The organism is Leclercia sp. 29361 (assembly GCF_011290365.1).
In the GTDB taxonomy this organism is placed as follows: Bacteria; Pseudomonadota; Gammaproteobacteria; order Enterobacterales; family Enterobacteriaceae; genus Enterobacter; species Enterobacter tamurae.
Genome location: NZ_CP049786.1, coordinates 1,241,010 through 1,264,607 on the forward strand (window position 1 = coordinate 1,241,010; position 23,598 = coordinate 1,264,607).

At 57.7% G+C, this 23,598-nt stretch carries 25 protein-coding genes; 15 read left to right on the forward strand and 10 right to left on the reverse strand.

Annotated features, from left to right (window positions below; translation table 11 throughout):
- Positions 1 to 9: 9 nt before the first annotated feature.
- Both G7090_RS05805 and G7090_RS05810 read left to right on the forward strand, forming a co-directional pair.
- A complete protein-coding gene (locus G7090_RS05805) occupies positions 10 to 1,086 on the forward strand; it encodes an efflux RND transporter periplasmic adaptor subunit (protein ID WP_166181799.1) in 1,077 nt (358 codons plus the stop codon).
- A 9-nt stretch (positions 1,087 to 1,095) separates the two neighbouring features.
- Positions 1,096 to 4,194 carry an efflux RND transporter permease subunit gene (locus tag G7090_RS05810; protein WP_166181800.1) on the forward strand — a complete coding sequence of 1,033 codons (3,099 nt, stop codon included), beginning with the start codon at positions 1,096 to 1,098 and terminating at the stop codon, positions 4,192 to 4,194.
- On the opposite strand, the gene G7090_RS05815 is transcribed toward G7090_RS05810, so the two are convergent.
- A complete protein-coding gene (locus tag G7090_RS05815) occupies positions 4,181 to 5,302 on the reverse strand; it encodes a YbdK family carboxylate-amine ligase (protein ID WP_166181801.1) in 1,122 nt (373 codons plus the stop codon). The genes G7090_RS05810 and G7090_RS05815 overlap by 14 nt on opposite strands.
- 147 nt (positions 5,303 to 5,449) lie before the next feature.
- Here G7090_RS05815 and G7090_RS05820 point away from each other — a divergent pair, with 147 nt between their 5' ends.
- The 6 genes from G7090_RS05820 to G7090_RS05845 all read left to right on the forward strand — a co-directional run bounded on the left by G7090_RS05820 (position 5,450) and on the right by G7090_RS05845 (position 8,651).
- The gene (locus G7090_RS05820; protein ID WP_166181802.1) at positions 5,450 to 5,944 is read left to right on the forward strand and encodes a GNAT family N-acetyltransferase; all 495 of its coding nucleotides are present in this window, start codon (positions 5,450 to 5,452) and stop codon (positions 5,942 to 5,944) included.
- Between the two features lie 44 nt (positions 5,945 to 5,988).
- A complete protein-coding gene (locus G7090_RS05825) occupies positions 5,989 to 6,234 on the forward strand; it encodes a YmjA family protein (protein WP_106992262.1) in 246 nt (81 codons plus the stop codon).
- Positions 6,235 to 6,331: 97 nt separating this feature from the next.
- Positions 6,332 to 6,814, forward strand: a complete 483-nt coding sequence (locus tag G7090_RS05830; protein ID WP_106992263.1) for a cold-shock protein — start codon at positions 6,332 to 6,334, stop codon at positions 6,812 to 6,814.
- A gap of 234 nt (positions 6,815 to 7,048) precedes the next feature.
- A complete protein-coding gene (locus tag G7090_RS05835; RefSeq protein WP_106992264.1) occupies positions 7,049 to 7,762 on the forward strand; it encodes a GNAT family N-acetyltransferase in 714 nt (237 codons plus the stop codon).
- 240 nt (positions 7,763 to 8,002) lie between these two features.
- Positions 8,003 to 8,155: a Hok/Gef family protein gene (locus tag G7090_RS05840; protein ID WP_166181803.1), complete on the forward strand. Its 153-nt coding sequence runs from the start codon at positions 8,003 to 8,005 to the stop codon at positions 8,153 to 8,155.
- Between the two features lie 343 nt (positions 8,156 to 8,498).
- On the forward strand, positions 8,499 to 8,651 hold the full coding sequence (locus G7090_RS05845) for a Hok/Gef family protein (RefSeq protein ID WP_166181803.1): 153 nt from the start codon (positions 8,499 to 8,501) through the stop codon (positions 8,649 to 8,651).
- Positions 8,652 to 8,747: 96 nt separating this feature from the next.
- Here G7090_RS05845 and G7090_RS05850 read toward each other — a convergent pair whose 3' ends face one another.
- The 4 genes from G7090_RS05850 to G7090_RS05865 are packed head-to-tail and all read right to left on the reverse strand — an operon-like array spanning position 8,748 to position 13,486.
- Positions 8,748 to 10,247 carry an FGGY family carbohydrate kinase gene (locus tag G7090_RS05850; protein ID WP_166181804.1) on the reverse strand — a complete coding sequence of 500 codons (1,500 nt, stop codon included), beginning with the start codon at positions 10,245 to 10,247 and terminating at the stop codon, positions 8,748 to 8,750.
- Positions 10,248 to 10,261: 14 nt separating this feature from the next.
- Positions 10,262 to 11,680, reverse strand: a complete 1,419-nt coding sequence (locus G7090_RS05855; RefSeq protein WP_166181805.1) for an L-fucose/L-arabinose isomerase family protein — start codon at positions 11,678 to 11,680, stop codon at positions 10,262 to 10,264.
- A gap of 32 nt (positions 11,681 to 11,712) precedes the next feature.
- Positions 11,713 to 12,663, reverse strand: coding sequence for a transketolase family protein (locus tag G7090_RS05860; protein ID WP_166181806.1), 951 nt, complete (start codon positions 12,661 to 12,663; stop codon positions 11,713 to 11,715).
- Positions 12,656 to 13,486, reverse strand: coding sequence for a transketolase (locus tag G7090_RS05865; protein ID WP_166181807.1), 831 nt, complete (start codon positions 13,484 to 13,486; stop codon positions 12,656 to 12,658). The genes G7090_RS05860 and G7090_RS05865 overlap by 8 nt, the downstream gene beginning before the upstream one ends.
- A 295-nt stretch (positions 13,487 to 13,781) precedes the next feature.
- Here G7090_RS05865 and G7090_RS05870 point away from each other — a divergent pair, with 295 nt between their 5' ends.
- Positions 13,782 to 14,732 carry a sugar-binding transcriptional regulator gene (locus G7090_RS05870; protein ID WP_106992271.1) on the forward strand — a complete coding sequence of 317 codons (951 nt, stop codon included), beginning with the start codon at positions 13,782 to 13,784 and terminating at the stop codon, positions 14,730 to 14,732.
- A 108-nt stretch (positions 14,733 to 14,840) separates the two neighbouring features.
- Here G7090_RS05870 and G7090_RS05875 read toward each other — a convergent pair whose 3' ends face one another.
- The 5 genes from G7090_RS05875 to entD form a co-directional block, all read right to left on the reverse strand.
- A complete protein-coding gene (locus tag G7090_RS05875; RefSeq protein ID WP_166181808.1) occupies positions 14,841 to 15,929 on the reverse strand; it encodes an ABC transporter permease in 1,089 nt (362 codons plus the stop codon).
- Position 15,930: 1 nt separating this feature from the next.
- Positions 15,931 to 17,457 carry a sugar ABC transporter ATP-binding protein gene (locus tag G7090_RS05880; RefSeq protein WP_207630098.1) on the reverse strand — a complete coding sequence of 509 codons (1,527 nt, stop codon included), beginning with the start codon at positions 17,455 to 17,457 and terminating at the stop codon, positions 15,931 to 15,933.
- Entirely contained in the window at positions 17,457 to 18,065 is a 609-nt protein-coding gene (locus G7090_RS05885) for a DUF2291 family protein (RefSeq protein WP_166181809.1), read from the reverse strand. The genes G7090_RS05880 and G7090_RS05885 overlap by 1 nt, the downstream gene beginning before the upstream one ends.
- A gap of 11 nt (positions 18,066 to 18,076) precedes the next feature.
- Positions 18,077 to 19,018: a D-ribose ABC transporter substrate-binding protein gene (locus G7090_RS05890; RefSeq protein ID WP_166181810.1), complete on the reverse strand. Its 942-nt coding sequence runs from the start codon at positions 19,016 to 19,018 to the stop codon at positions 18,077 to 18,079.
- A 135-nt stretch (positions 19,019 to 19,153) separates the two neighbouring features.
- On the reverse strand, positions 19,154 to 19,798 hold the full coding sequence (gene entD / locus G7090_RS05895; RefSeq protein WP_166185105.1) for an enterobactin synthase subunit EntD: 645 nt from the start codon (positions 19,796 to 19,798) through the stop codon (positions 19,154 to 19,156).
- A 210-nt stretch (positions 19,799 to 20,008) separates the two neighbouring features.
- Between entD and G7090_RS23640 the strand changes: the two genes are divergently transcribed.
- From G7090_RS23640 to G7090_RS05925, 6 genes are all read left to right on the forward strand, one after another.
- Complete coding sequence (locus G7090_RS23640; protein ID WP_207630099.1) at positions 20,009 to 20,503, forward strand: hypothetical protein; 495 nt, start codon at positions 20,009 to 20,011, stop codon at positions 20,501 to 20,503.
- Positions 20,503 to 22,179, forward strand: a complete 1,677-nt coding sequence (locus G7090_RS05905; RefSeq protein ID WP_166181811.1) for an S-type pyocin domain-containing protein — start codon at positions 20,503 to 20,505, stop codon at positions 22,177 to 22,179. Before G7090_RS23640 ends, G7090_RS05905 begins: the two co-directional genes overlap by 1 nt.
- Positions 22,180 to 22,189: 10 nt before the next feature.
- On the forward strand, positions 22,190 to 22,429 hold the full coding sequence (locus tag G7090_RS05910) for a bacteriocin immunity protein (RefSeq protein WP_242685377.1): 240 nt from the start codon (positions 22,190 to 22,192) through the stop codon (positions 22,427 to 22,429).
- Positions 22,430 to 22,588: 159 nt separating this feature from the next.
- Positions 22,589 to 23,134 (forward strand): colicin E3/pyocin S6 family cytotoxin, encoded by a 546-nt coding sequence (locus G7090_RS05915; protein ID WP_166181813.1) that lies wholly within the window; start codon positions 22,589 to 22,591, stop codon positions 23,132 to 23,134.
- Positions 23,131 to 23,385, forward strand: coding sequence for a pyocin S6 family toxin immunity protein (locus G7090_RS05920; protein ID WP_166181814.1), 255 nt, complete (start codon positions 23,131 to 23,133; stop codon positions 23,383 to 23,385). The genes G7090_RS05915 and G7090_RS05920 overlap by 4 nt, the downstream gene beginning before the upstream one ends.
- Positions 23,386 to 23,390: 5 nt before the next feature.
- A complete protein-coding gene (locus tag G7090_RS05925; RefSeq protein ID WP_166185108.1) occupies positions 23,391 to 23,585 on the forward strand; it encodes a CPCC family cysteine-rich protein in 195 nt (64 codons plus the stop codon).
- Positions 23,586 to 23,598 lie beyond the last annotated feature (13 nt).

Genomic DNA, 23,598 nt, shown 5'->3' on the forward strand with positions numbered 1-23,598 from the left:
ATAATCCCGATGAAACGCATTTTCCTGCGCGCCGCCCTGACCAGCGCACTCCTCGCCTGCACCCTGCAACCCGCCTTCGCCGCCATTCCTGTGCGTGTCGCCACCGTGGAGCAGACCCCCCACGCCGCCGAGCGCCAGATCCCGGGCCGCGTTGAAGCCATTCACACCGTTGAGCTGCGGGCCCGCACCGAGGGGGCGATCACCAATATTCACTTCCGCGACGGGGAGTATGTGAAAAAAGGCGACCTGCTGTTTGAACTGGACGATGCCGAGCCGCGTGCCGCCGTGCGTCTGGCCCAGGCCGAGGTGAAGAGCGCCGAAGCCACCCTGCGTCAGGCGCAGCAGCAGCTCTCCCGCTTTGAAAGCCTGGGCAACAACAACGCCATCAGCCGTCATGATGTGGATAACGCCCGCATGCAGCGCGACGTCGCCAGCGCGGCGCTGGAGCAGGCCAGAGCCCGGCTTGAAACCCGCAACGTCACCCTGGCGTACACGCGCATTACTGCGCCGATTGATGGTCGCGTGGGGCACAGCCGCTTCCACGTGGGCAGCCTGGTGAATCCTGCAAGCGGCGTGCTGGTGGAGGTGGTGCAGCTCGACCCGATCCGCATCGCCTTTGCGCTGGAGGAGGGGGCGTTTGCCACCAAAGCCGGACAGCATGCGGATATCAGCACCATGAAAAAGGCCTGGCGGGCCCTGATAGAGAGCAACGGCCAGCGCATCAGCGGGGAACTGACCTCGGTGGATAACCGCATCGACCCGCGCACTGCCAGCGTGATGCTGCGCGCCGAGTTCGCCAACCCGCGTCATCAGCTGCTGCCCGGCGGCAATGTGAATCTGTTTCTGCGCCCGGCAAGCGAGGAGCCGGTGCTGACCCTGCCCGCCGCGGCGGTGCAGCAAAACGGCGACGGATTCTTTGCCTGGGTGGTTAACGCCGACGGCAAAGCAGAAATGCGTTCGCTGAAGGTTGCCGGGCAGATCGGCCAGCAGTTTCAGATCGCCTCTGGCATCGCGTCCGGTGAGCGAGCGATTACTGACGGCGCGCAGCGGGTGCAGCCTGGCGCAGCCGTCCAGATACTGAATTAAGGAGCCATCATGCTGACGTTTTTCATCAAACGCCCGCGCTTTGCGATGGTGATTGCGCTGGTTATCACCCTGCTGGGGGCCATCGCGCTGAAGATGATTCCGGTGGAGCAGTATCCGCAGATCACGCCGCCGGTAGTGAATGTATCGGCCAGTTGGCCCGGCGCCAGCTCGGCTGACGTGGCGGAGGCCATCGCCACGCCGCTGGAGACCCAGCTCAACGGCGTGGACCACATGCTCTATATGGAGTCCACCAGTTCGGACGAGGGCGCGTACAGCCTCAACATCACCTTTGCGGCGGGCACCGATCCGGATCTGGCCGCCATCGACGTGCAAAACCGCGTGGCGCAGGCGGTGGCGCAACTGCCCGCCGAGGCGCAGCAAAACGGCGTCCAGGTGCGCAAACGCGCCACCAACCTGATGATGGGGGTAAGCCTTTACTCACCGAATAAGTCCCACTCGCCGCTGTTGGTCAGCAACTACGCCAGCACCCAGGTGCGCGAGGCGCTGTCCCGCCTGCCGGGCGTCGGGCAGGTGCAGATGTTTGGCGCGCGCGACTACAGCATGCGCATCTGGCTGCGTCCGGACCGCATGAACGCCCTCAACGTCACCACCGACGACGTGGCCCAGGCCCTGCGCGAGCAGAACGTGCAGGGCGCCGCAGGCCAGGTGGGGACGCCTCCGGTGTTTAACGGCCAGCAGCAGACCCTGACCATTAACGGGCTGGGGCGCTTAAATCAGGCCGAAGATTTCGCCGGGATCATTATCCGCGCGGGGGATATGGGCCAGCTGGTGCGCCTGAAGGATGTCGCCAGTATCGAACTTGGCTCGCGCAGCTACAGCTCCGGCGCGCAGCTGAACGGGCATGACTCCGCCTATCTCGGCATCTATCCCACGCCGTCCGCCAACGCTCTGCGCGTGGCCGACGCGGTGCGCGCCGAGCTGGAGCGCTTATCGACACGTTTTCCGGACGATCTGACCTGGGAAGTGAAGTTCGACACCACGCAGTTTGTCGCCGCGACCATCAAGGAGATTGGCGTCTCTCTGGCGCTGACCCTGCTGGCCGTGGTGGTGGTGGTCTCCCTGTTCCTGCAGAGCTGGCGCGCGACGCTGATTGTGGCCCTCGCCATTCCGGTGTCGCTGGTGGGCACTTTTGCAGTGCTCTATACGTTGGGATACTCGGCCAACACGCTCAGCCTGTTCGCCATTATTCTGGCCCTGACCATGGTGGTGGATGACGCCATCGTGGTGGTGGAGAGTGTGGAAACCCTGATGGCAGAAGGGCAGAGCCGCACGGCGGCCACCGCGCAGGCCCTGCGTCAGATTGCCGGGCCGGTGATTGCCACCACTCTGGTGCTGCTGGCGGTATTTGTCCCGGTGGCGCTGCTGCCAGGGATTGTCGGCGAGCTCTACCGTCAGTTTGCGGTGACGCTTTCCACTGCGGTGACCCTCTCAAGCCTGGTGGCGTTGACCCTGACGCCCGCGCTTTGCGCGCTGCTGCTGCGTCCGCGCCCTGAGCGCCCGGCGGCGATTTACCGTGGCTTTAACCGCGGGCTGGATGCGACGCGCAACCTTTACACCCGGATTGTCAGCGCGTTCAACCTGCGCCCGTGGCTGGCGCTGCTGGCGACCGCAGGTGCGGCGGCCGTAGTGGTGTTCAGCTTTATGTCGATGCCAAAAGGCTTCCTGCCCCAGGAGGATCAGGGCTACTTCTTCGCCAGCGTTCAACTGCCGGAGTCGGCTTCGCTGGAGCGTACCGAAGCGGTGATGACCGCGGCACGCGAACTGATTGCTAAAAATCCGGCGGTGGAGGACGTGATTCAGGTCTCCGGGTTTAACATTCTCAACGGCACCAGCGCCTCTAACGGCGGGTTTATCTCCGTGATGCTGAAGGACTGGAGCGAGCGTCCCGCCCTGGATGAGGTGATGGGCACCCTGCAGCGCCAGCTGCTGGCCCTGCCGGAGGCGACCATTATGACCTTTGCCCCGCCGACGCTGCCGGGGCTGGGCAACGCCTCCGGTTTCGACCTGCGCATTCAGGCCCAGGCAGGGCAGAGCCCGGCGGAGCTGGAGCGCGTTACACGACAAGTGCTGGCGAAGGCCAACCAGCATCCGCAGTTGAGCCGGGTGTTCACTACCTGGAGCAGTAACGTACCCCAGCTGACCCTGACCGTTGACCGCGAGCGCGCCGCGCGCCTTGACGTGCCGGTCTCGCGCATCTTCAGCAGCCTGCAAACCGCTTTTGGCGGCACGCGAGCCGGGGACTTCAGCGTCAACAACCGCGTCTACCACGTGGTGATGCAAAACGAGATGCAGTGGCGCGAGCGCGCAGAGCAAATCAGCGAGCTGTTCGTGCGCAGCAACAATGGCGAGCGGGTGCGCCTGAGCAACCTCGTCACCATCACCCCGACCGTCGGCGCGCCTTTCCTGCAGCAGTACAACCAGTTCCCGTCGGTGTCGGTAAGCGGCTCGGCGGCAGAAGGGGTGAGCAGCAGCACGGCGATGGCGGCGATGGCTGAGCTTCTGGCGGATAACCTGCCTGCCGGGTACGACTACGCCTGGAGCGGGATGTCGTATCAGGAGCAGCAGACCGGGAATCAGGCGATCTGGATCGTGCTGGCGGCGGTGGTGATGGCGTGGCTGTTCCTTGTTGCCCAGTACGAGAGCTGGACTTTACCGGCGAGCGTGATGCTCTCGGTACTGTTCGCCATCGGCGGTGCGCTGGTGTGGCTGTGGGCCGCTGGATACGCCAACGACGTGTATGTGCAGATTGGCCTGGTGCTACTGATAGCCCTTGCCGCCAAGAACGCGATTCTGATCGTTGAGTTCGCCCGCGCGCGGCGGATGGAGGGGATGGCGATTGTCGATGCCGCGAGAGAGGGGGCCTCCCGCCGCTTCCGGGCAGTGATGATGACCGCGGTGTCGTTCATTATCGGGGTACTACCGATGATGCTGGCGACCGGGGCGGGAGCCCAGAGCCGCCGCATCATCGGTACCACGGTGTTCAGCGGCATGCTGGTGGCCACCGTGGTAGGGATTGTCTTTATCCCGGCGCTGTTCGTGCTGTTCCAGCGCCTGCGTGAGTGGGGACACCGGCTTACGGACTTGTAGCCCACAGTTCGGCATGTTTTTGCACTAAGGAGATGAGCGAGCCACCGTCTGCGATAAAGTCCCGCATGCGCTGCGCCTCGCTCTTGCCCTGCTTAAGCATCAGGGTAATTTCCTGAATCGCGCTTGTGGCACCCAGCTTCTCGGCGGACGGCGCGACGCGCTCCAGTAGCCAGGCGAGATCCTCGGCGATGGTTTTCTGCTCGCCGGTATGCACGTCCGTCAGGATCCCCGCTAACCCGTAGCGACAGGCCTGAAAACGGTTGAAGCGGTACAGTAAGAAATCCTGCTCCTGATGTTTATAAGGCCGCGTGGTCAGCAGCCAGTGCGAGGTGGCCTGAATCAGCCCGGCGATGTTGATGGCATGGGCCAGCGTCAGCGGCGTATCCATCACCCGCACCTCGACGGTGCCGAAATGCGGGCTCGGGCGAATGTCCCAGTGCAGATCTTTAATGCTGTCGATCATGCTGGTGTGGCTCAGGCGGCGGAACAGCCCCTCGAACTCCTGCCAGCTGTTGACCCACGGCATCAGGCCGTTGTCCGGAAACCCGGAGAAGATGTTGAGTCGCGAGGAGGCAAATTTCGTGTCGGTGCCCTGCATATAGGGGGAGGTTGCCGCCAGGGCGATAAAGTGCGGCACGAAGCGCGACAGGCCGTGCAGCAGATAGATGGCCTCATCGCCGGTGCGGCACCCGACGTGGACGTGCTGGCCGAATACCGTGGCCTGCAAGATCAGATAGCCAAAGCGCTCCAGGGTGGCGTTATACCGCTCGTCCTCGCACACCTGCTGACGCTGCCATTTCTGAAACGGATGCGTGCCGCCGCCGCAGATTTGGATATGGTGCTCCGCCGCCGCACGCAGAATGCTCTGCTGCATGGCGGAAAATTGCGCCGCCGCCTGGTCGATGTTGTGGCACACGCCAGTGGCGATCTCCAGCATGCTTTCGGTGATATCGTGCTTCACCTCCCCGGCTTTAATATCGTTTTTCACGGCGTCGATCAGGGCGGACGAGTCCTGGCTCAGATCGTAGCCCGGCGGGTTAACCACCTGCAGCTCCAGTTCGATGCCGAGGGTGTAGGGCTCAGAAGAATGAAAGTCGGGTAAAGGCATAGCGCACTCCGTTGTCTGTGATGAGTTGAGTATAGACAACGGGTGACGTTCTCCTTCTGACTGTGGGAGAGGCTCAGTCTACCTTGACGCTCCAGAGTCGTTATCGCTATTAATATTGGCCTGATTATCAACGCTAAGGAGTAAGCCATGGTCTCGTTTCGACCCCTGACAGAAGATGAGTATCCTGCTTATCTGGATTATTTTATTGATGATTATGCCGGGGAGATCGCCACAAACTACGGGCTCTCTCAACATGATTCTGTTGCCAGAGCAAAGCAGGAAATTGCCGAAATGCTTCCTGAAGGCGTGAATACGCATGGACACGTTTTACTCTCTCTTGTTGCGCCAATAGATCAGACCGACAGGCATGTCGGTTATCTCTGGTACAAACCCGATACGATGATGCGCTCAGTGTTTATCTATGATTTTCATATTTTCACCTCTTGCCAGGGACAGGGGCTGGGTAAACAGACTCTCCGCGCTCTTGAAGCGCATCTGTGCGAGAAGGGTTTTAAAGAGATCAGACTGCGTGTAGCAGGGGATAATGCCCGCGCCCGGCATCTCTACGAGAGCAGCGGTTTTGGAATTACCGGGATCAACATGAGCAAGTCTATTGTCGGGCTCGCGGAAAAAACGTCGTGAGAATGCTATTATCCAGGCAGAAACTGACACCCTGAGGATCCCTTATGAGCAACGACGTACCAATTAAATATTATGACATCGTGGATGAGTACACGACGGAAGCTGCAACCCCGGTGAGCGAAGCAGAGCGTGATCCCCTGGCGCTCTATTTTCAACTGCTGATCACCCGTCTGATGAATAACGAAGAGATCAGCGAAGCGGCGCAGACTGAGATGGCGGTGGAAGCCGGTATTAATGCCCAGCGTATCGATGATATTGCCAATTTCCTCAATCAGTGGGGCAATGAGTAGTTCCTTGTATTAAAGGCGTGGTCTGTGCAGACATTGTGCTTTACACTGCGCGCGGCAAAAGTTGAGTTGATAAACGATTAATTAGGCGGTAACGGTAATGGCGATGAACGGAACAATCACAACCTGGTTTGAAGACAAGGGTTTTGGATTTATCAAAGATGAAAACGGCGATAACCGTTATTTTCATGTGATTAAGGTCGCCAACCCTGAGCTGATTAAGAAAGATGCCGCGGTGACGTTCGAACCCACCACCAATAACAAAGGGTTGTCTGCCTTTGCGGTAAAAGTGGTCCCGGAAAGCAAATACATCTTCATTGATGGCGAACGCCATAAGATCACCTCCATCAAGTCTTATCTCGTCTACAGCGAAGAAGAGTCTGGCGACACCAAACTTGATAAAGAGGTGCTGTCGGTGAAGAGCCTGATGGGTAATATCGCCCCAAAATCAACTGCGAAAGCAAGTGAGATGCGCACGGTGAAAAAACTGGCGATCACCACTTTCCAGGGCAAAACGTTCATCTTCTCCGAAGATGAAATCGATATCGATGCCACGGTGAAACAGCTTAAGAACCTGATGTAATCTGCAGTGCCGGGTGGCGGCTACGCCTTACCCGGCCTACAAATCTCACCCCACCTTGTAGGCCCGTGCAAGCGCAGCGCCGCCGGGCAATACCACTGTTTCATCCGATGTCCCCCTCTGAGCATGACCCCCGATCAAACACCTGCTGTAGTTTCAGTCGATTCAGCAGTACTGTTATGTCGTCAATCCTGTATTGTGAAATAACAATCTATTAACAAACAAAAGGGGTAGAGCGTGCCGGAAATTAATATCTGGGGGCAGACCGTTAACGATCCTGTTCCCGACTGGCAAGGGGCCAGCGTATTAGAGCGTGGAGTGCTGGAAGGGCGTTTTTGCCGCCTTGAACCACTGGATGCGGTAGAACATGCGGTAGATCTGTTCGAGGCTTATGCCTTAGGTGATGACAGCGACTGGACCTGGCTTGCCAGCAATCAGCCTGCCAGCGTCGAGGCCACCGTCGACTGGTTGCAGATTAAAGTGCAGGACGAAGGGCTGGTGCCCTTTGCGGTGATCGATCGCCACAGCGAGCGCGCCGTCGGGCTGGTCTGTTATATGGCGATTGAACAGCAGCTGGGCTCGGTGGAGATAGGTCATGTCACCTGGTCGCGGAAAATGAAAAACAGCCCGCTCGGCACTGAGGCTGTCTGGCTGCTGCTGAAGTACGGCTTCGAACGCGGCTATCGCCGTCTGGAGTGGAAGTGCGATTCGATGAATATTGCCTCCCGCCGGGCCGCCGATCGCCTGGGCTTTACCTGGGAAGGGCGGCTGCGTCAGAAACTGGTGCGCAAAGGCCGTAACCGCGACAGCGATATGCTGTCGATTATCGACAGCGAATGGCCGGAACGGGATGCAGCTATTCGCGGCTGGCTGGCCGCGGATAATTTTGATGCTGAAGGACGGCAAATCAGGCGGCTTGAGACATTTCATGTCCGCCCGGAATCGGTCTGATTTTTCAGCGACCTGAACGTATTCTGAAAACGTCATTTTACTGGTTAAATATCCAGCTTAAAGGCGATTTTTTCGACGGTACGGGAGTAATATTGCGGCGGGTGCCTGATGCTTTCTGAGCTCAGGCAGGTGTGGTGAGTCAGAAAGCAAAAGCCCCGGAGATGTTTCCATCAACCGGGGCTACCAAACCAAACCTCAACAATTTGGATGGTAGCCTCTTCTTAGCAAGGAGGCAATGACATGCTTAACAAGTACGCCTTTGCGGCGCTCCTGGTCCTGAGTTTAACGGTGCTGGGAGTCACGTTTCTGGTTCACGAGCAGTTATGCGAACTGAGCTTTAAGGAGCGCGATATGGAAGTGAAAGCTGTTCTCGCTTACGAAACGAAGAAGTAGCGGTACGCGGGGAGCAATCCCCGCTTATCCAGTTGTCGGTCTGGTGCAGGCACCCGTTTTTTTGCCCCGTCTGGTGATGAGTCAGGCGGGGCATTTTTATTCTTCAACCGAAGATCTAAACGTATTCTGAAAACGCTATTTTACTGGTTAAATATCCAGCTTAAAGGCGATCTTTTCGACGGTACGGGAGTAATATTGCGGCGGGTGCCTGATGCTTTCTGAGCTCAGGCAGGTGTGGTGAGTCAGAAAGCAAAAGCCCCGGAGATGTTTCCATTAACCGGGGCTACCTACCCAAACCTAAGCAATTTGGATGGTAGCCTCTTCTTAGCAAGGAGGCAATGACATGCTTAACAAGTACGCCTTTGCGGCGCTCCTGGTCCTGAGTTTAACGGTGCTGGGAGTCACGTTTCTGGTTCACGAGCAGTTATGCGAACTGAGCTTTAAGGAGCGCGATATGGAAGTGAAAGCTGTTCTCGCTTACGAAACGAAGAAGTAGCGGTATGCGGGGAGTAATCCCCGCTTATCCGGTTGTCGGTCTGGTACAGGCACCCGTTTTTTTGCCCCGTCTGGTGATGAGCCGGACGGGGCATTTTTACGTCCTGACCCGCGCAACCGTCTCCTGCCAGGCCTGCCAGCGGGTCTGCAACCGGGCGTGACGCGCCATATCCGGGCTAAAAGTGACATGTTCCGGCAGATACTGGCGCAGCTGCGCGGTGGTCAGATTGAACAGCGCCTTACGCGCCAGCAGCGCTGCCCCCATCGCGGAAAGTTCTGCCACGTCGCTGCGCATCACCGGGCAGCCAAGGAGGTCCGCCTGATACTGCATCAGCCAGTCGTTTTTCGTCGGCCCGCCGTCGACCATCAGCGCGTTCAGGGTAAAGCCTGGATGGACGCGCATCGCCTGCACCACGTCAGCAATCTGGTAGGCGATCGATTCCAGCGCCGCGCGGATCAGATGCGCTCGCTTCACCCCCCGGCTCAGGCCGTGGATCATGCCGCGGGCGTTTTCATCCCACCAGGGTGCGCCGAGACCGGTAAGGGCGGGAACAAAATAGACCCCGAGGGTCGAATCCACCGAGCGGGGAAGGGTGTTTAGCTCATGAGCCAGCTCCGCCTGCGACAGCTCGCTTAAACCGGTGCTGTCCGCCATCCACGCCACCGCATCGCCGGTGTGGGGAATATTGCCCTCCAGACCGTAGACCAGATTGTCACCGTCATGCCACGCCACGGTAGTCGCCAGGGCGCTGACGTCGCAGCGAGCGGAGGAGACCGGCGCCATCACTGACGAACCGGTGCCATAGGTGGCTTTCACGCAACCTTCGGCGCCCAGACCGTGGGCAAACAGCGCGGCGTGGGAATCACCGATCATCGCCATCACCGGCAGTCCGTCCGGGATCGACGGGCAGCCGCGGGTGTAACCAAACAGGCCGCTGGAGGGCTTGATATCCGGTAGCGCCGCGCGCGGGATGCCAAACAGCGCCAGCATCTCCGGGTCCCAGTCCGCAGCGTGCAGATTCATCAGCTGGGTGCGGGCGGCGTTGGCATAGTCGCAGTTGAAGGCCTGACCCTGGGTCAGGTTCCACAGCAGCCAGCTGTCGACAGTGCCGAGGCAGATCTCGCCCCGGGCGGCACGCGGCGCACCGTCAGGGGTGTTATCCAGCAGCCAGCGCATTTTGGAGGCCGAAAACAGCGGCGCGATGGGTAAGCCGGTCGCTGCTTTGATGTTCGGTCCGTGGCCCTGCTCACGCAGCTGGTGGCAAAAGGCCGCGGTGCGGGAGCACTGCCAGCTGAGCGCCGGAGCAATGGGCTTGCCGCTTGCCCGATCCCAGCCCACCACGGTTTCACGCTGATTGCTGATCGCCAGGGCGGCAACACGATCTACTCCGACGGTGGCAATAGCCCGGGCCACCACCTCAAGCGAGGCTTCAACCAGCAGTTCAGCGGATTGCTCCACCCAGCCTTCGTGCGGGGTCTGGATCGCCAGCGCCCGTGAGAAGCTCGCCACCACGTGCCCGTTGGCGTCCAGCGCCACCGCTTTGGCGTTGGTGGTGCCCTCGTCGAGGGCAATAATGATGTCCTTGTTCACCGACATAGCGGCCTCCGGCCTTAGCGATGGAGATAAGTTGAGACGCCGAGGTAGCGGGTGAAGGCCTCATGCAGGATCTCCGCGCTGGCCGAGTGGTTCATCGCCACGTGGTGCTCAAAGCCGTTGCGGCAGATCCAGTTCAGCAGGTTCTCCAGATGCGGAACCTGGATCACCGCCCGGCAGCCCACCGTATCCAGCGGATCGTCTACCGACTGTCCCTGGCCGACGTAAGCTTTGATCTCCCCGGTGAGATCGTCGGTGCTCAGGCGGAAGTAGGTCAGTGGACCGCTTTTCAGACGCCCATGAACCGCGCCGCAGGTGTTCTCTTTCCCGACGGTGGTGCCGATGATATCGGCGGTGCCCATATGTGGGGATTCAAGGCTGGAGGCGGCGAAATTGCCGCAGTGGAACAGAACGCATTTGTCGCGATCGTCGCCGAAATTATTATTCCAGTCGGCAATCGAGGCCGGATTCATATTGCTGCTGGCCAGGGCGAACATCGACAGCGCCCCCATCACGTCCACTTCACAGGCGCTCGGCATCAGCTGCCCGGACATCACGCTCATGATTGAGCAGACGTTAATCCCGAGGTTCTCCTGCAGGGAGGTCCAGCACTGAATGGCGGTGGTATCAATGTCGTTGGCGACCACCCACTCACTGATGACCACAAACAGCTTCGCCATGGTCACCAGCTTGTCGGCCGGAATACGGCTGGCGTCGGCATTGTCGATCAGGATCCGGCGTTTTTCATCCACCCGGATATCGTCATCGCGCAGGGTTTTAATCCGGGTAAAGACTTCAGACAGGTCGAGGGTTTCCACCGCAATGCCCAGGCGTTCCAGCAGTTTCTCGCTGTAGCGCACGGTGTTAAAGCCTGCCGGACGGGCACCGATCGCCCCCACGCGCACGCCGCGCATGCTGGTGACCACGCGGCACACCTGTTCGAAGCGCCGTAAATCCTGCTCAAACACCTCGCCGGTCAGAGCGCAGACGTGCTGGGTAGTGAGGGTGAACGGAATGCCGTACTGACGCAGGTTGTTGCACAGGGAGATCTTGCCGCAGAAGCTGTCCCGGCGGGTTGCCAGCCCCATTTTGTCGAGGTTGTCCTCCTCGGCCTGGACCAGCACCGGCACGTTCAGGCCGGAGAGACGCAGGGTTTCCGCAATCGCTTTTTCATCGCCGAAGTTGGGCAACAGCACCACCACGCCGTGAATGCGATCGCGATGAGCGCGAAACAGTTCGGCGCAGACTTTGGCATCCTGACGGGTTTCGACGCCGCCGAGTTCGGTCTGGCTCGGATCGAGCATGATGGTGTTGATACCCAGGCGGCCAAACAGGGCAATCGCCTGCTCGCGCGCTTCTGCCACCAGATAGCTCGGGAAAAATCCGCGGTTGCCGATGATCACGCCCATCGTCAGTTGTTGAGGAATTCGGGACATTGCATTTCTCCAGTAAGATGTTGTTGTTATTTTCAGGAAGCCAGTCGCGCGATCATTTCCCGGGCGTGTTTCACCACTCCGGCGACATCAATCTCATGGCGTGCCCGCGTTGACGCTCTGTCGGCGGCAATCGCATATTGTCCATCCAGGATCCCAAGGCGTTTCAGCGGGATGGCGCAGCCAGCTTCGGCCAGCACTTCCGCCACCAGGCTGCCGACGCCGCCGTTGACGTTATGCTCCTCGACGCTCACCACCGCCTTGCAGGATCGCATGGCTGCCAGCAGCTGTTGGGTATCACAGGGACGAATAGATGGAACGTTGATAACAGTGGCGTCAATACCTTCTTCCGCGAGTTGTGCGGCGGCTTCCACTATTTCATGTACGGTAGAACCCATGGCCACCAGCGCCACATCCTGGCCCGTTCGCAGAACGTCAATCTTGCCCGGCGCAAACCGGTAGCTTTCATCGTGCAGTTCCGGCAGGTTTTTCCCGTCGAGACGGATATAGACCGGACCGACGTGGTCGAGGGCGTAGTCGATGATCTGGCGGCACTCGTTGGGGCTCGACGGGGCATAAATTTCAATGTTGCCGAAGCCGCGCATAATGGCGATATCGTCGATGCTGTGGTGGGTGCTGGCGAGCGGGCCGTAGCTGGTGCCGGCGTTCAGGCCAAACAGCTTGACGTTGGTGTTGTTGTAGCAGATGTCGACTTTGATCTGCTCGTTAGCGCGCGAGATCAAAAACGGCGCGGCGTTGCAGGTGACGGCAATCTTGCCGCCAATCGCCAGCCCGGCGGCAGCACCTACCAGGGTCTGCTCGGCGATGCCGACGTTGACCAGTCGGCCCGGAAAGCGCTGCATAAAGGGGGCGATTTTTGCCGTCGAGGTGGAGTCTGCTACCACCGGGACCAGATCCACGCCGCGATCGACGGCATCGATAAAGGCATTAACCATCACTGTGGCAAGGTGTTCGCTATTACTCATCTTTCAGTTCCTCCAGCGCCAGTTCAATTTCTTCCCCTTTCGGCACCCGATGGTGCCATTCAGGCCGTCCCTGGATAAACGAGATCCCCGCGCCTTTGGTGGTATGGGCGATCACCACATGCGGTTTGCCGTTGGGCTTCAGGCCTTCGAGGGTGGCGACCACATCCGCCATGTCGTTGCCGTTGCAGCCGGTCACTTCCAGGCCGAACGCTTTCCATTTCGCATCCAGCGGGTCGGTATTGAGGATCTCTTTGGTAGAGCCCGCCAGCTGAAGGTTGTTTTTGTCGTTGATAATAAACAGGTTATCCAGCTGATAATGGGCGGCCACCAGCGCGGCTTCCCAGTTACTGCCTTCCGCCAGTTCGCCATCCCCGGTTACCACGAACACCCGGCGTTTGCTGTTGCTGCGTTTCGCCGCCAGCGCGATCCCCACCGCCACCGGCAGACCATGGCCCAGCGCGCCGGTATTCAGCTCAATGCCTGGCGTTTTGTGTTTCACCGGATGGCCCGGCAGGTGAGAATCGGCATGCTGATAGGTGGAGAGCCACTCGACGGGGATAAACCCGGCTTCGGCCAGCACGCAGTAATAGCCGCCCACCGCGTGGCCTTTCGACTGGATGTAGATATCGCGTTCATCGCTCTCCTTCAGCTGCGGGGAGCAGTTCAGAATGCGGAAATAGAGGGCGGTGAGCAGTTCGACCTGCGAAAGATCGGCCCCGGTATGGCCGCCCGCCGGGCTTTCGGCATTCAGCACGATGATCTTGCGACGAATCGAGCGCGCCCGGGTTTCGAGCTCCGCGATGGAGAGCGAAAACGGATTCATAACATACCTCCTGAATTTATAATCTGTTGTGAATAATTATTCCAGCCGGGTACGTTTTTTCCCTATTCTCGTTGTCAGAGCAGGGAGTTATGACCGCTTTGAATATATATTCAATGCTGATTTATTATTCATGATGGTAAGATATGCCCGGCTCAGGCGTTTGTCTACGGTTTGCGCAGGCATATTTCGAAGAAAAGAGAAAAGGATCACATTTGCCCGGCGGATCGCGGCGGCGTTGGCTTGTTAAATATTCAGTGATGAATAAAAATAACGACAGCCGATAAAGGGGAACGTTATGTCGAAGCAGGATGAACAGCGACTGCTGGTCAAGATCGCCACACTTTACTACAGCGAGAATAAAAAGCAGTCCGAGATTGCCTCGCTGCTGCATCTCTCGCAGTCCTTTGTCTCGCGGGCGCTGACCCGCTGCCAGAAAGAGGGGCTGGTCAAAATTACCGTGGTGCAACCGACCAACATTTTTGTCTCGCTGGAAAAGGCGCTGGAAGATCAGTACGGCATCCGCCAGGCCATCGTGGTGGACGTAGGCGAAGACCCGACCAACGCCCAGATCAAACACGCTATCGGCAGCGCGGCGGCGCACTATGTCGAAACCCGTCTGCGCCCGGAAGACCTGGTGGGGATCTCCTCCTGGAGCAGCACCATCCGCTGCATGGTGGATGAGATGCACCCGCAGAATATCCGCGCCGCCGGAGTGATCCAGCTGTTAGGCGGCGTCGGGCCGAACGGCAACGTGCAGGCCACCATTCTCACCCAGCAGCTGGCGGCGCATCTCGGCTGTCCGGCGGGGCTGTTGCCGTCCCAGAGTATTGAACACTCGGTGGAAGAGCGCGCCCGGCTGGTGAGCAGCCCGGACGTGGCGGCGGTGGTGGGCAAGTTTGCCGAAGTGGACGTGGCGATTGTCGGCATCGGCGAGCTGGAGCCGTCGCAGCTGCTGAAAAACTCCGGCAACTATTACACCGAAGAGATGCTCAAGCTGCTGGCCGAACGCGGGGCGGTAGGGGATATCTGCCTGCATTACTACGATGCGAAAGGCGAGCCGGTGCTTAGCCCGGAAGAGGACCCGGTGATTGGCATGGAGCTGGCGCAGATCCGCGCCTGTCCGCAGGTAATTGCCCTGGCCGGTGGCGCAGAAAAACGCAATGCCATTCACGGGGCGCTGGTCGGGAAGTATATCGATGTGCTGATCACCGATTACCCGACGGCGCGGAGTTTATTGAAAGGGTAATCAGGCAAAGCGCCGGGATCGGTGCGGCTTGATGCCCTCACCCCGACCCTCTCCCACAGGGAGAGGGTGCAAACACTAAAAACGGCAACTTGCGTTGCCGTTTTGCTTTTACCTTCCTTCCATCACCGCTTTCTGCGCCACCACCGCTGCTTTTTGCTGCATCCGGTTTTGCATCTGGTCGATGATCACCGCCACGATAATCACGATCCCTTTGATCACCATCTGCCAGAACTCGCTGACCCCCATCATCACCAGGCCGTCGGCGAGAAAGCCGATCACGAAGGCGCCAATCAGGGTGCCGAGAATGGTGCCGCGCCCGCCTGCCAGCGAGGTGCCGCCCAGTACCACCGCGGCGATGGCGTTCATCTCAAAGGCGGTGCCGTTGGCAGGGTGACTGGCCAGCAATTGCGCGGAGACCACAATCCCGGCGATGGCGGCGCAGAATCCCGACAGGGTATAGACCAGCACTTTCACCTGCTTGACCCGTACCCCGGACAGCTCCGCCGCGCGCTCGTTATCGCCGATGGCGTAGACGTGGCGGCCAAACGGCAGACGGCGGGCGATATAGGCGATCACCAGCGCCAGCACGATCATCATCCAGATGGCCCACGGAATGCCGAGTAGTGTTCCGGCACCAATCTCATCGAAGCCGGTATTCCCTAGCTGCGGATTGCCGGAGAGTCCCGGGAAGGTTTGGCCGTCGGAGGTGAGCATCGACGTCCCGCGCAGGACGTACATGGTGCCGAGGGTGCAGATAAAGGGGGCGACGTTATAGCGGGTGATGATCCAGCCATTCATCGCGCCTATTAGCGCGCCAATCAGTAGCACCACGGGCACAATCACCCACACGCTCGGGAAGATGGCGATGCCAAACATCGGCAGCACGATCCCTTTGGTGATCATCCACCCGGCGATCATCCCGCACAGCCCCAGCGTGGCACCAATCGACAGGTCGATCCCGGCGGTGATGATCACGAAGGTGATCCCCAGCGCCAGGAAGGCGTTGATGGCGATATGCTTAATCATGATCACCAGACTGCCCGCCGAGAGAAAGCCCGGCACGGTCATGGTGAAAAAGCCGACAATCAGGAACAGCGCAATGAAGGTGCGCATTTTCAACAGCAGCAGAAGCAGTTTTTCCCGGGAAGGCGCGGCCCCTTTTTGCGGCGTCAGCGCGACAGACTGTGTTGTTTTCATCTTAGAACCCCTGAGCACTTGCGGTGACCAGTGCCGATTCGTCGGCCCGATCGCGAACAATATCGGCGGTCAGTTTGCCGCCGGACATCACCAGAATGCGGTCCGATACCGCCATAATCTCTTTCAAATCCGAGGTGGAGAAGACCACCGCGATGCCCTGCTGCGACAGCTCCACCATCATGCGGAACACGTCCGCTTTGGCACCCACGTCAATGCCGCGGGTCGGTTCATCGAGAAACAGCACCTTCGGATTGGTCAGCAGCGAGCGGCCAATCACCACTTTTTGCTGATTACCGCCGCTCAGGGCCTGGATCTCGACCTCCGGGGTGGAGACCTTGATCGACAGATTGCCGATGGTGCTGGCCACCACCGCCTGCTCCGCTTTCTGCGCAATGGTGAAACCACGCTGCAGGCGGCGCCACAGGCTGGCTATGGTCAGGTTGCTGGCCACCGACGAGCCCGGAAATATCCCGGTGCGTTTGCGGTCTTCCGGCACCAGGCTCATCCCCATGCGGATGCGATCGGCGGTGGTTAAGCGCTGCGGCACCGGTTTGCTGTCGAGCCACAGCTTGCCCAGATAGTTGCGTTCGGTGCCGAGCATGCACTCGAACAGCTCGGTGCGCCCGGCCCCCATCAGGCCGTAAATCCCGACGATCTCCCCGGCGTTCACCTGGAAGCTGACGTCATTGACCACCGTATTCCCGGCGGCATTGACGCAGGTGATATGTTCCGCCTCCAGCACCGGTGCCCCGAAGGTGCGGCCCGGTTCGAGGAAGTTGCTCACCGGATCGCTGCCGAGCATCTCGCGCACGATCCAGGGCACGTCGATATCCTGTACCTTCGCCTCGGCCTGGAATTTGCCGTCGCGCAGGATGGTGATCACATCGCCTATCGCCATCAGCTCTTCCAGCCGGTGGGAGATATAGATGATGGTGACCCCCTGGCGGGTCAGCTCGCGGATCACCCGAAACAGGATCTCCACCTCGGTTTTACTCAGCGCCGAGGTGGGTTCGTCGAGGATCAGGATGTCGGCGTCCTCGGCCAGCGCCTTGGCAATCTCAATCAGCTGCTGCTGCCCGACCTTCAGGTTACCGACCAGCTCGCGCGGGGAGATGGGCTGATCGAGGCGTTTCAGCAGCGTCGCGGTGCGGGACTCCTGCTCCGCCTCGTTGATCGGTGTCACCCCTTTTTGCAGCTCGCGGCCGAGAAAGACGTTCTCCGCCACGTTGAGGTTTTCAAACAGGTTCAGCTCCTGATGCACCATGCCGATCCCGTGGGCGGCGGCGTCCCGGGTGCTGGCGAACGCCACCTGCTTACCGTTGAGCCACATCTCGCCGAGGCTGGGCTGCTGCACCCCGGCAAGGATCTTCATCAGCGTCGATTTCCCGGCGCCGTTCTCACCGATAATGACGTTCACTTTGCCGCGCCAGACGCGGTAATCGACCTTATCCAGCGCCACGGTACCGGGGAACAGCATCGAGATACCGCGGGTGCTGAGGATAATCTCTTCTGCCAGGTTATCGCTCATCACGGCGCCTCCTGTTTCAGTTCCAGCGCTGCCGCCTCATTCGCTTTGCCGCCCGTCAGGATAGTGGCGAACAGGACAGTGGCATTTTTGCCGTTCCAGCTCTCATCCACTTTCGGCAGATGCTTCACCGCCTCGCGGTTTAACGCCCGGGAGAGCTGGGCGTACTGCACCTGATTGGTAAATTCATCGAAGCGGAACCCGGCGGCATCGCGCAGGGCATTGCCGCGCATCACCGGCCCGGTCTGGATCTGAAGCGGCTGGCCATTCACCGTCATCACCAGTATCTGCTCGTTGGCACTGCTCGCCTCCACGCGCTCCACTTTGCCGCTGAGGCGCACAAAGACGCTCTGCGGTTTGTCAGAGGGGCTCTTCAGCTGGGTGGAGAGGGCGCTGGCGTCCAGGGCATGATTTTTGGCGGCGTCGAGGATCCGCGGCTGCCAGGTTTGTTGCGCGATCTGCTGTGGGGTCTGGTTGTCAAAGCTCGCTTTGGCGTTGGGATCGGCAGGCATGATTGGCTTGCCGTTCTCATCCAGATCCACCACCGTGCAGGCCGTCAGCAACAGGGCGGCTGCGCCTGTCAGCGCGGCGCCCCATTGTGTTAACCGCATACTGCCTCCGCTTATTTGCTGAGATTGAACACATTCAGCTTGCTGGCGTTGGTCTCATCAATCAGCACGCAATCCATCAGCTGTTTCTCCTCTTTTTGCGCTTTGCCGTTTTTGAGGTAGTAATCCGCCTGCTCAACGGCCATCTGCGCCTGCTCCCAGCCCGGCTGCAGAACCGTGGCTTTGATGTTGCCGTTTTTCAGGATCGAGTCGCGGGTGTAGTCGCTGCCGTCAAAGCCGACCACAATGACGTTGGTTTTTCCGGCGGCTTTCAGCGCCGCTTCGGCACCCAGCGCCATGGTGTCGTTGCCGGAGATGACGCCCACGATATCCGGGTTGGTCTGCAGTATGGCTTCCATACGGGTGAAGGCTTCGGTCTGGCTCCAGTTAGCGGTCTGCTGCGCCACCATCTTCATGTCCGGGTAGTCATCCAGCACGTCGTGATAGCCCTGGGAGCGGACATGGGCGTTGGTATCCGACGGACGGCCCAGCAGCTCAACGTATTTGCCTTTGCCGTCCAGCAGTTTGGCGAACTTCTCTGCACCCAGCTGGGCCCCCTGATAGTTGTTCGACACAATCTGCGCCACCGCAATGCCGGTTTTGTTGATTTCTCGGTCGATCAGGAAGGCAGGGACCCCTGCCGCTTTGGCCTTCTCCAGCGGACCGACGGTGGCATCCGCCCCGGCGTTATCCAGAATGATCGCTTTCGCTTTACGGGCGATGGCGGTCTCAATCAGCTGGTTTTGTTTGTTCACGTCGTCGTCGTGCGAGGCGACAAGGGTGGTATAACCCAGCTCTTTCGCTTTCGCCGCCGCGCCGTCGGCTTCTGCCTTGAAGAACGGGTTGTCGTGTGAGGGGGTAATGATCGCAATGAGTCCGTTATCGGCGGCAAACAGGGAACCGGAAGCGGCGATCATTGAGGCCAGTAAAGCGGATTTTACAAAGGTCGTGTTCATTCTTTTTCTCCACATTGAATATTTATTCAATAATGATTTATTATTCAATGTAACGATAAGTCTGCCTGATAAAACTGTCTACGGTTTAGGCAGCTAATTTGTTTAAAAGGAGAAAAGGATCACGATCCTGAGCAATTAAGCAGCACAGATCAGGGTCACTACCATCGCGTCGTGTTGACACCAGTGCGCGGTAACTGCCTGATTTTGTGCAAAGGGCGGGAGAGGTTGGGTAAGGGTTAAGGTCAGAGTGTGGGCGGTAAGCGACGTGATGCGCGCGCAGTCGAAGCCCATCCACGTCTGCACCTGAGGGAACAGGGCTTTGAACAGGCTCTCTTTGGCGCTGAAGACGAGGGTAAAGGCCAGATCGAAGGGGAGATGACTCGCGACCAGGAGTTGAGCTTCCTGCGCATTAATCACGCCGTCCTGAATTTCACGGGCTTCGATTTCGTCAATGATGGCTTCACAATCGATGCCTACAAGGCTGTTTTCCCGGCAGATCGCCACGGCCTGATTGCCGCTGTGGGAAATGCTGCCGCTCACTCCCGTAGGCCACAGCGGTTCACCGCTGCTGCCAATGCCAGGAATAGCCTGCCGGTTCAGGGCATGAAACGCGGCGATCCGTCCTGCCAGATGGTCGGCTTTGCGCTTGCGCCCGGCGTGGCTCAGTTGTTGATGGTGCGGCAGCCACAGAAGATCGGCCTCGGTAAAGGTCGCAGAATCGAAGGTGATGCGGTGTACGGTGTATCCGGCCAGAAGAAACGTGGAGTAAGTGGTCTGCATATGCTTCTCGCCGCGGAAAAAAGGAACGCCATCGTAGCACATGCGTTCCGACTGTTCCCTCTCCCCTCCGGTGAGAGTAGTGGAAGCATAATAGACCCTTTATTGAATGTTACCGATGAAAATTTCCCTTAAGAAAAATCCTTGTTGAGAGTGCGGTTATTGCTTGTAAAATGACCGCTGTGATTATTTTAATAACAAGTAGAGGGACTTATGAAACAGTACAACAACGATCTTACTCCGGAAATTCTGGCTAGCCTGCAAGAACCAGCGTTCACCCCTGAACAAATCGCTGAAATGCCCGAAGACGCCCGCAAAATTGTCATGGAACAACTGGCGTTACAACAACGTCCTGTCGCTGCCATTTATCGACCTGCTGTTGCAGGGAGCCTGACCCGGCAGGGTGGTATTGCTGATGAATTTGAACCCGATCCGAACAAAGGCGTAAAAGCCCTGCTCAGTAATGGTCAGTACGCCAGTGTATTGTATGAAGGCTGCACCGTTACCTACGCTGATGGCACAAAAAGCAGGATCGCCACCAGTGCAGGTCAGTCTCACACCGTGGCAGGTAAAGGAATGGGGCTGGTTGGAAGCCTTCTGGAAAACGGGGATGAAATTGTCAGCACGCCTGCTGACCGTGGATTTATTGTTAAGTATGAAGATGACCCTGTAGCGGAGGATTTTTTATCTGCCCATGAGGTAGCGTAATGGGAAATCGTTCAGATTGCTACGGACGGGGAACGGCGCTGGAAGGTGATAAAACGACCACTGGCGCTGTATGTATTGCTTCTATGTCCAATGATACCGAGCACGGGCGTAGAGTCATGCGAGTTGGTGACAAAACGACCCGATGCCTCAAGTGCGGCGAACCTGGGGTTGTGGTTTCGGGAGAACCACGCGATACCAATATGGGTAAAATAGCAGCGGTAGATGGTTCAATCGTGCGCTGTGCCTGCCCTTCAGGGTCTAACCGGATTATCGCACCTGCCGGGCAGTGGGTAGGGCCGGGAGAGGATCCATCGATTGCCGCACGAGCACAACTATTTGCAGAACGTAAAGCTGCTCAGGAAGCCGAAGAGAAGCGACGGGCAGAAGAGCAGGAACGTAACCGGGTTTTTGCTAAATCCTGTCTTCGTGGTGAAGGCTGTAACGATGCAGGGACGCAGCAGGAGCCTCATACCAATTTTGCTGATATGGGCTTGTTTAAGGCGGCACCAGCTACTGATGCAGCAACCGATTCAGATGCACCACAGCACGCACAGACAGCAAAGAAAAAGCCACCAGCTCCGGAGGATATCCCAAAACCGAAGAAGCGCAGTGTCCTGTACAAATGGCTTAACGGCAACCATGAGGAAATGGAGTATCAGGCCGCTGTTGCAGCCGCAGCCAGTGCAACCAGAGTACAGACAGCTACCGCTGGGGTTAACGTTCTTGAACAGATTGGCGGGCGCTTTGCTACCTATGGTACATGGGCGGTACGCGGGGCTGAAATCGCAACGGCTGGTGCAGGTGCATCCGTTGCCGGTTTTTTAGTTGGCATGATGCCCGGACGACTGAACGACGGTGAACAGGATTTCATCGACCGTATGCGGCTTGCACAGATGAGTGAAGCGCCTACCCGTGTGCGCTATACATGGGAGAATGACAGCAACGGAAATCCCGTTCCGCATGGCTGGCACACCCCGCCGGGTAAAGATATGGTGCGGGTGCGTAAAATGCAGTGGGACAGCACCCGACAGGCGTACACCTTCACCACCGAGGAAGAAAGCCCGGTAATCATCATCTGGACTCCCGATCATTCTGGTGCTAACACTCCGACAAACACGGGTAACCAGACACCACCGAGGCTGCCGGGAACAATACTCGTTAACCCGTTACCTGATGGAACTCAGATCACCAGTACGACAACCCCGGCACCGGATGAGAAGAATTTCGCGGATTACATTCTGATCCTTCCCGTATCAGACATCCCGCCGATTTATATCTACATTCGCAACAATCCGGGGCAAGTCACAGGCAAGGGCCAGAAGGTTACAGGCACATGGTTAGCCGATGCGAATCAGGGCAACGGGTCGCCGATACCATCTCAGATAGCCGATAAACTGCGCGGTCGTACTTTCTCCAATTTTGATGGGTTTAGGGAAGCATTCTGGGAAGAGGTCAGTAAAGATTCTGAACTATTAAAGCAATTTATCCCTGGCAACTTAGCCCGAATGAAATATGGATTGTCGCCGCGAACAAGATTTGTAGATACAGTTGGGAAAAGGCGTTCTTTTGAAATTCACCACATCAAGCCAGTGAGCCAAGGTGGTGATCTCTATAACGTGGACAATATGGGCATCACGACACCTAAACGCCACATTGATGTTCATCGAGGGACATAGTTTGAAAAATATGAGCGAATTATCAAGAAACGATTTCATAAAGCTAATTGAAGAAATTATTAGTGCTGAAGGGGGAGAAAGTCATCAGGACGAACTTTTAGAACAGTTCATTGATTTATCGGAGCATCCATCAGGTTCTGATTTAATCTATTACCCAGAATCGTGTAAACAAGCAACCCCAGAAGCGATTGCTGATGAAGTGCAGAAATGGCGTAAAGCCAACGGTAAACCCGGCTTTCGCGGTGAGTAAATCACATGTGTGAGCAGAAAGGCTGGGCTTTATCCCAGCCTTTCTGTTGTTTGCTAATTCACTTTATCTGCAACACAAAGTGGAATACCGAAAAAGTGCAGCGCCCTGTACAAGTAGCTTAACGGCAACCATGAAGAAATGGAGGGTCCGTAAAATGCAGTGGGACAGCACCGACAGGCGTACACCTTCACCACCGAGGAAGAAAGCCCGGTAACCATCATCTGGACTCCCGATCATTCTGGTGCTAACACTCCGACAAACACGGGTAACCAGACACCACCGAGGCTGCCGGGAACAATACTCGTTAACCCGTTACCTGATGGAACTCAGATCACCAGTACGACAACCCCGGCACCGGATGAGAAGAATTTCGCAGATTACATTCTGATCCTTCCCGTATCAGATATCCCGCCGATTTATATCTATTTGAATGCGGATCATAAGTATCACGTGGCTCCACGAGGTACACCGCCATTACCCGCATTTCCGGATGCTAAAACGGCTAAGAAAAGAACCCCAGTAAAAGGTGGGGGAACACTACGTTCAAGTTGGAAGGATTCTAAAGGTCGTATTTTCGAGTGGGACTCACAGCACGGTACGGTTGAAATGTATGATCGATCAGGCCGAAACCATCTCGGGGAGTTTGATCCTGTATCAGGAGAGCAGACTAAGCCAGCGGATCCAACCAGAAGGGTAAAAAAATGACAATTATTTATACTGTTGATGCATTTGATCGTGTAGATGAACTACTTGTTTTTGAGGTTGAAGTACCTAAAGAAAAACTTCCTGAAGTTAGTGAGGTTATGGAGTGGAGCGAAGAGGACTATAACGACTTTGCTGCGGGGCTTGGGGGGTGGAATCTGACCGAACAAAAAGTTAGAGCCATTGAAGGGATTTTAGGCCAAGAATTCTATCAGGAAGATCTCGACTATCAGATTTCAGGTGGCGAAGTTTGAAAATGATGGATCTTGTACACTCATGCTCTTGTTGCGGTCAGTATGAATTCCCCGAAGAGGGAAGTTATGAGATTTGCCCGGTTTGCAACTGGGAAGATGATCCTGTTCAGGCTGAAGAACCAGACTACAGAGGTGGGGCTAATGTTATGAGTTTGAACGAAGCGCGCGAAGCATTCCGGCAAGGCCGAAAATTAAGTTAGCCTGATTTGGTGC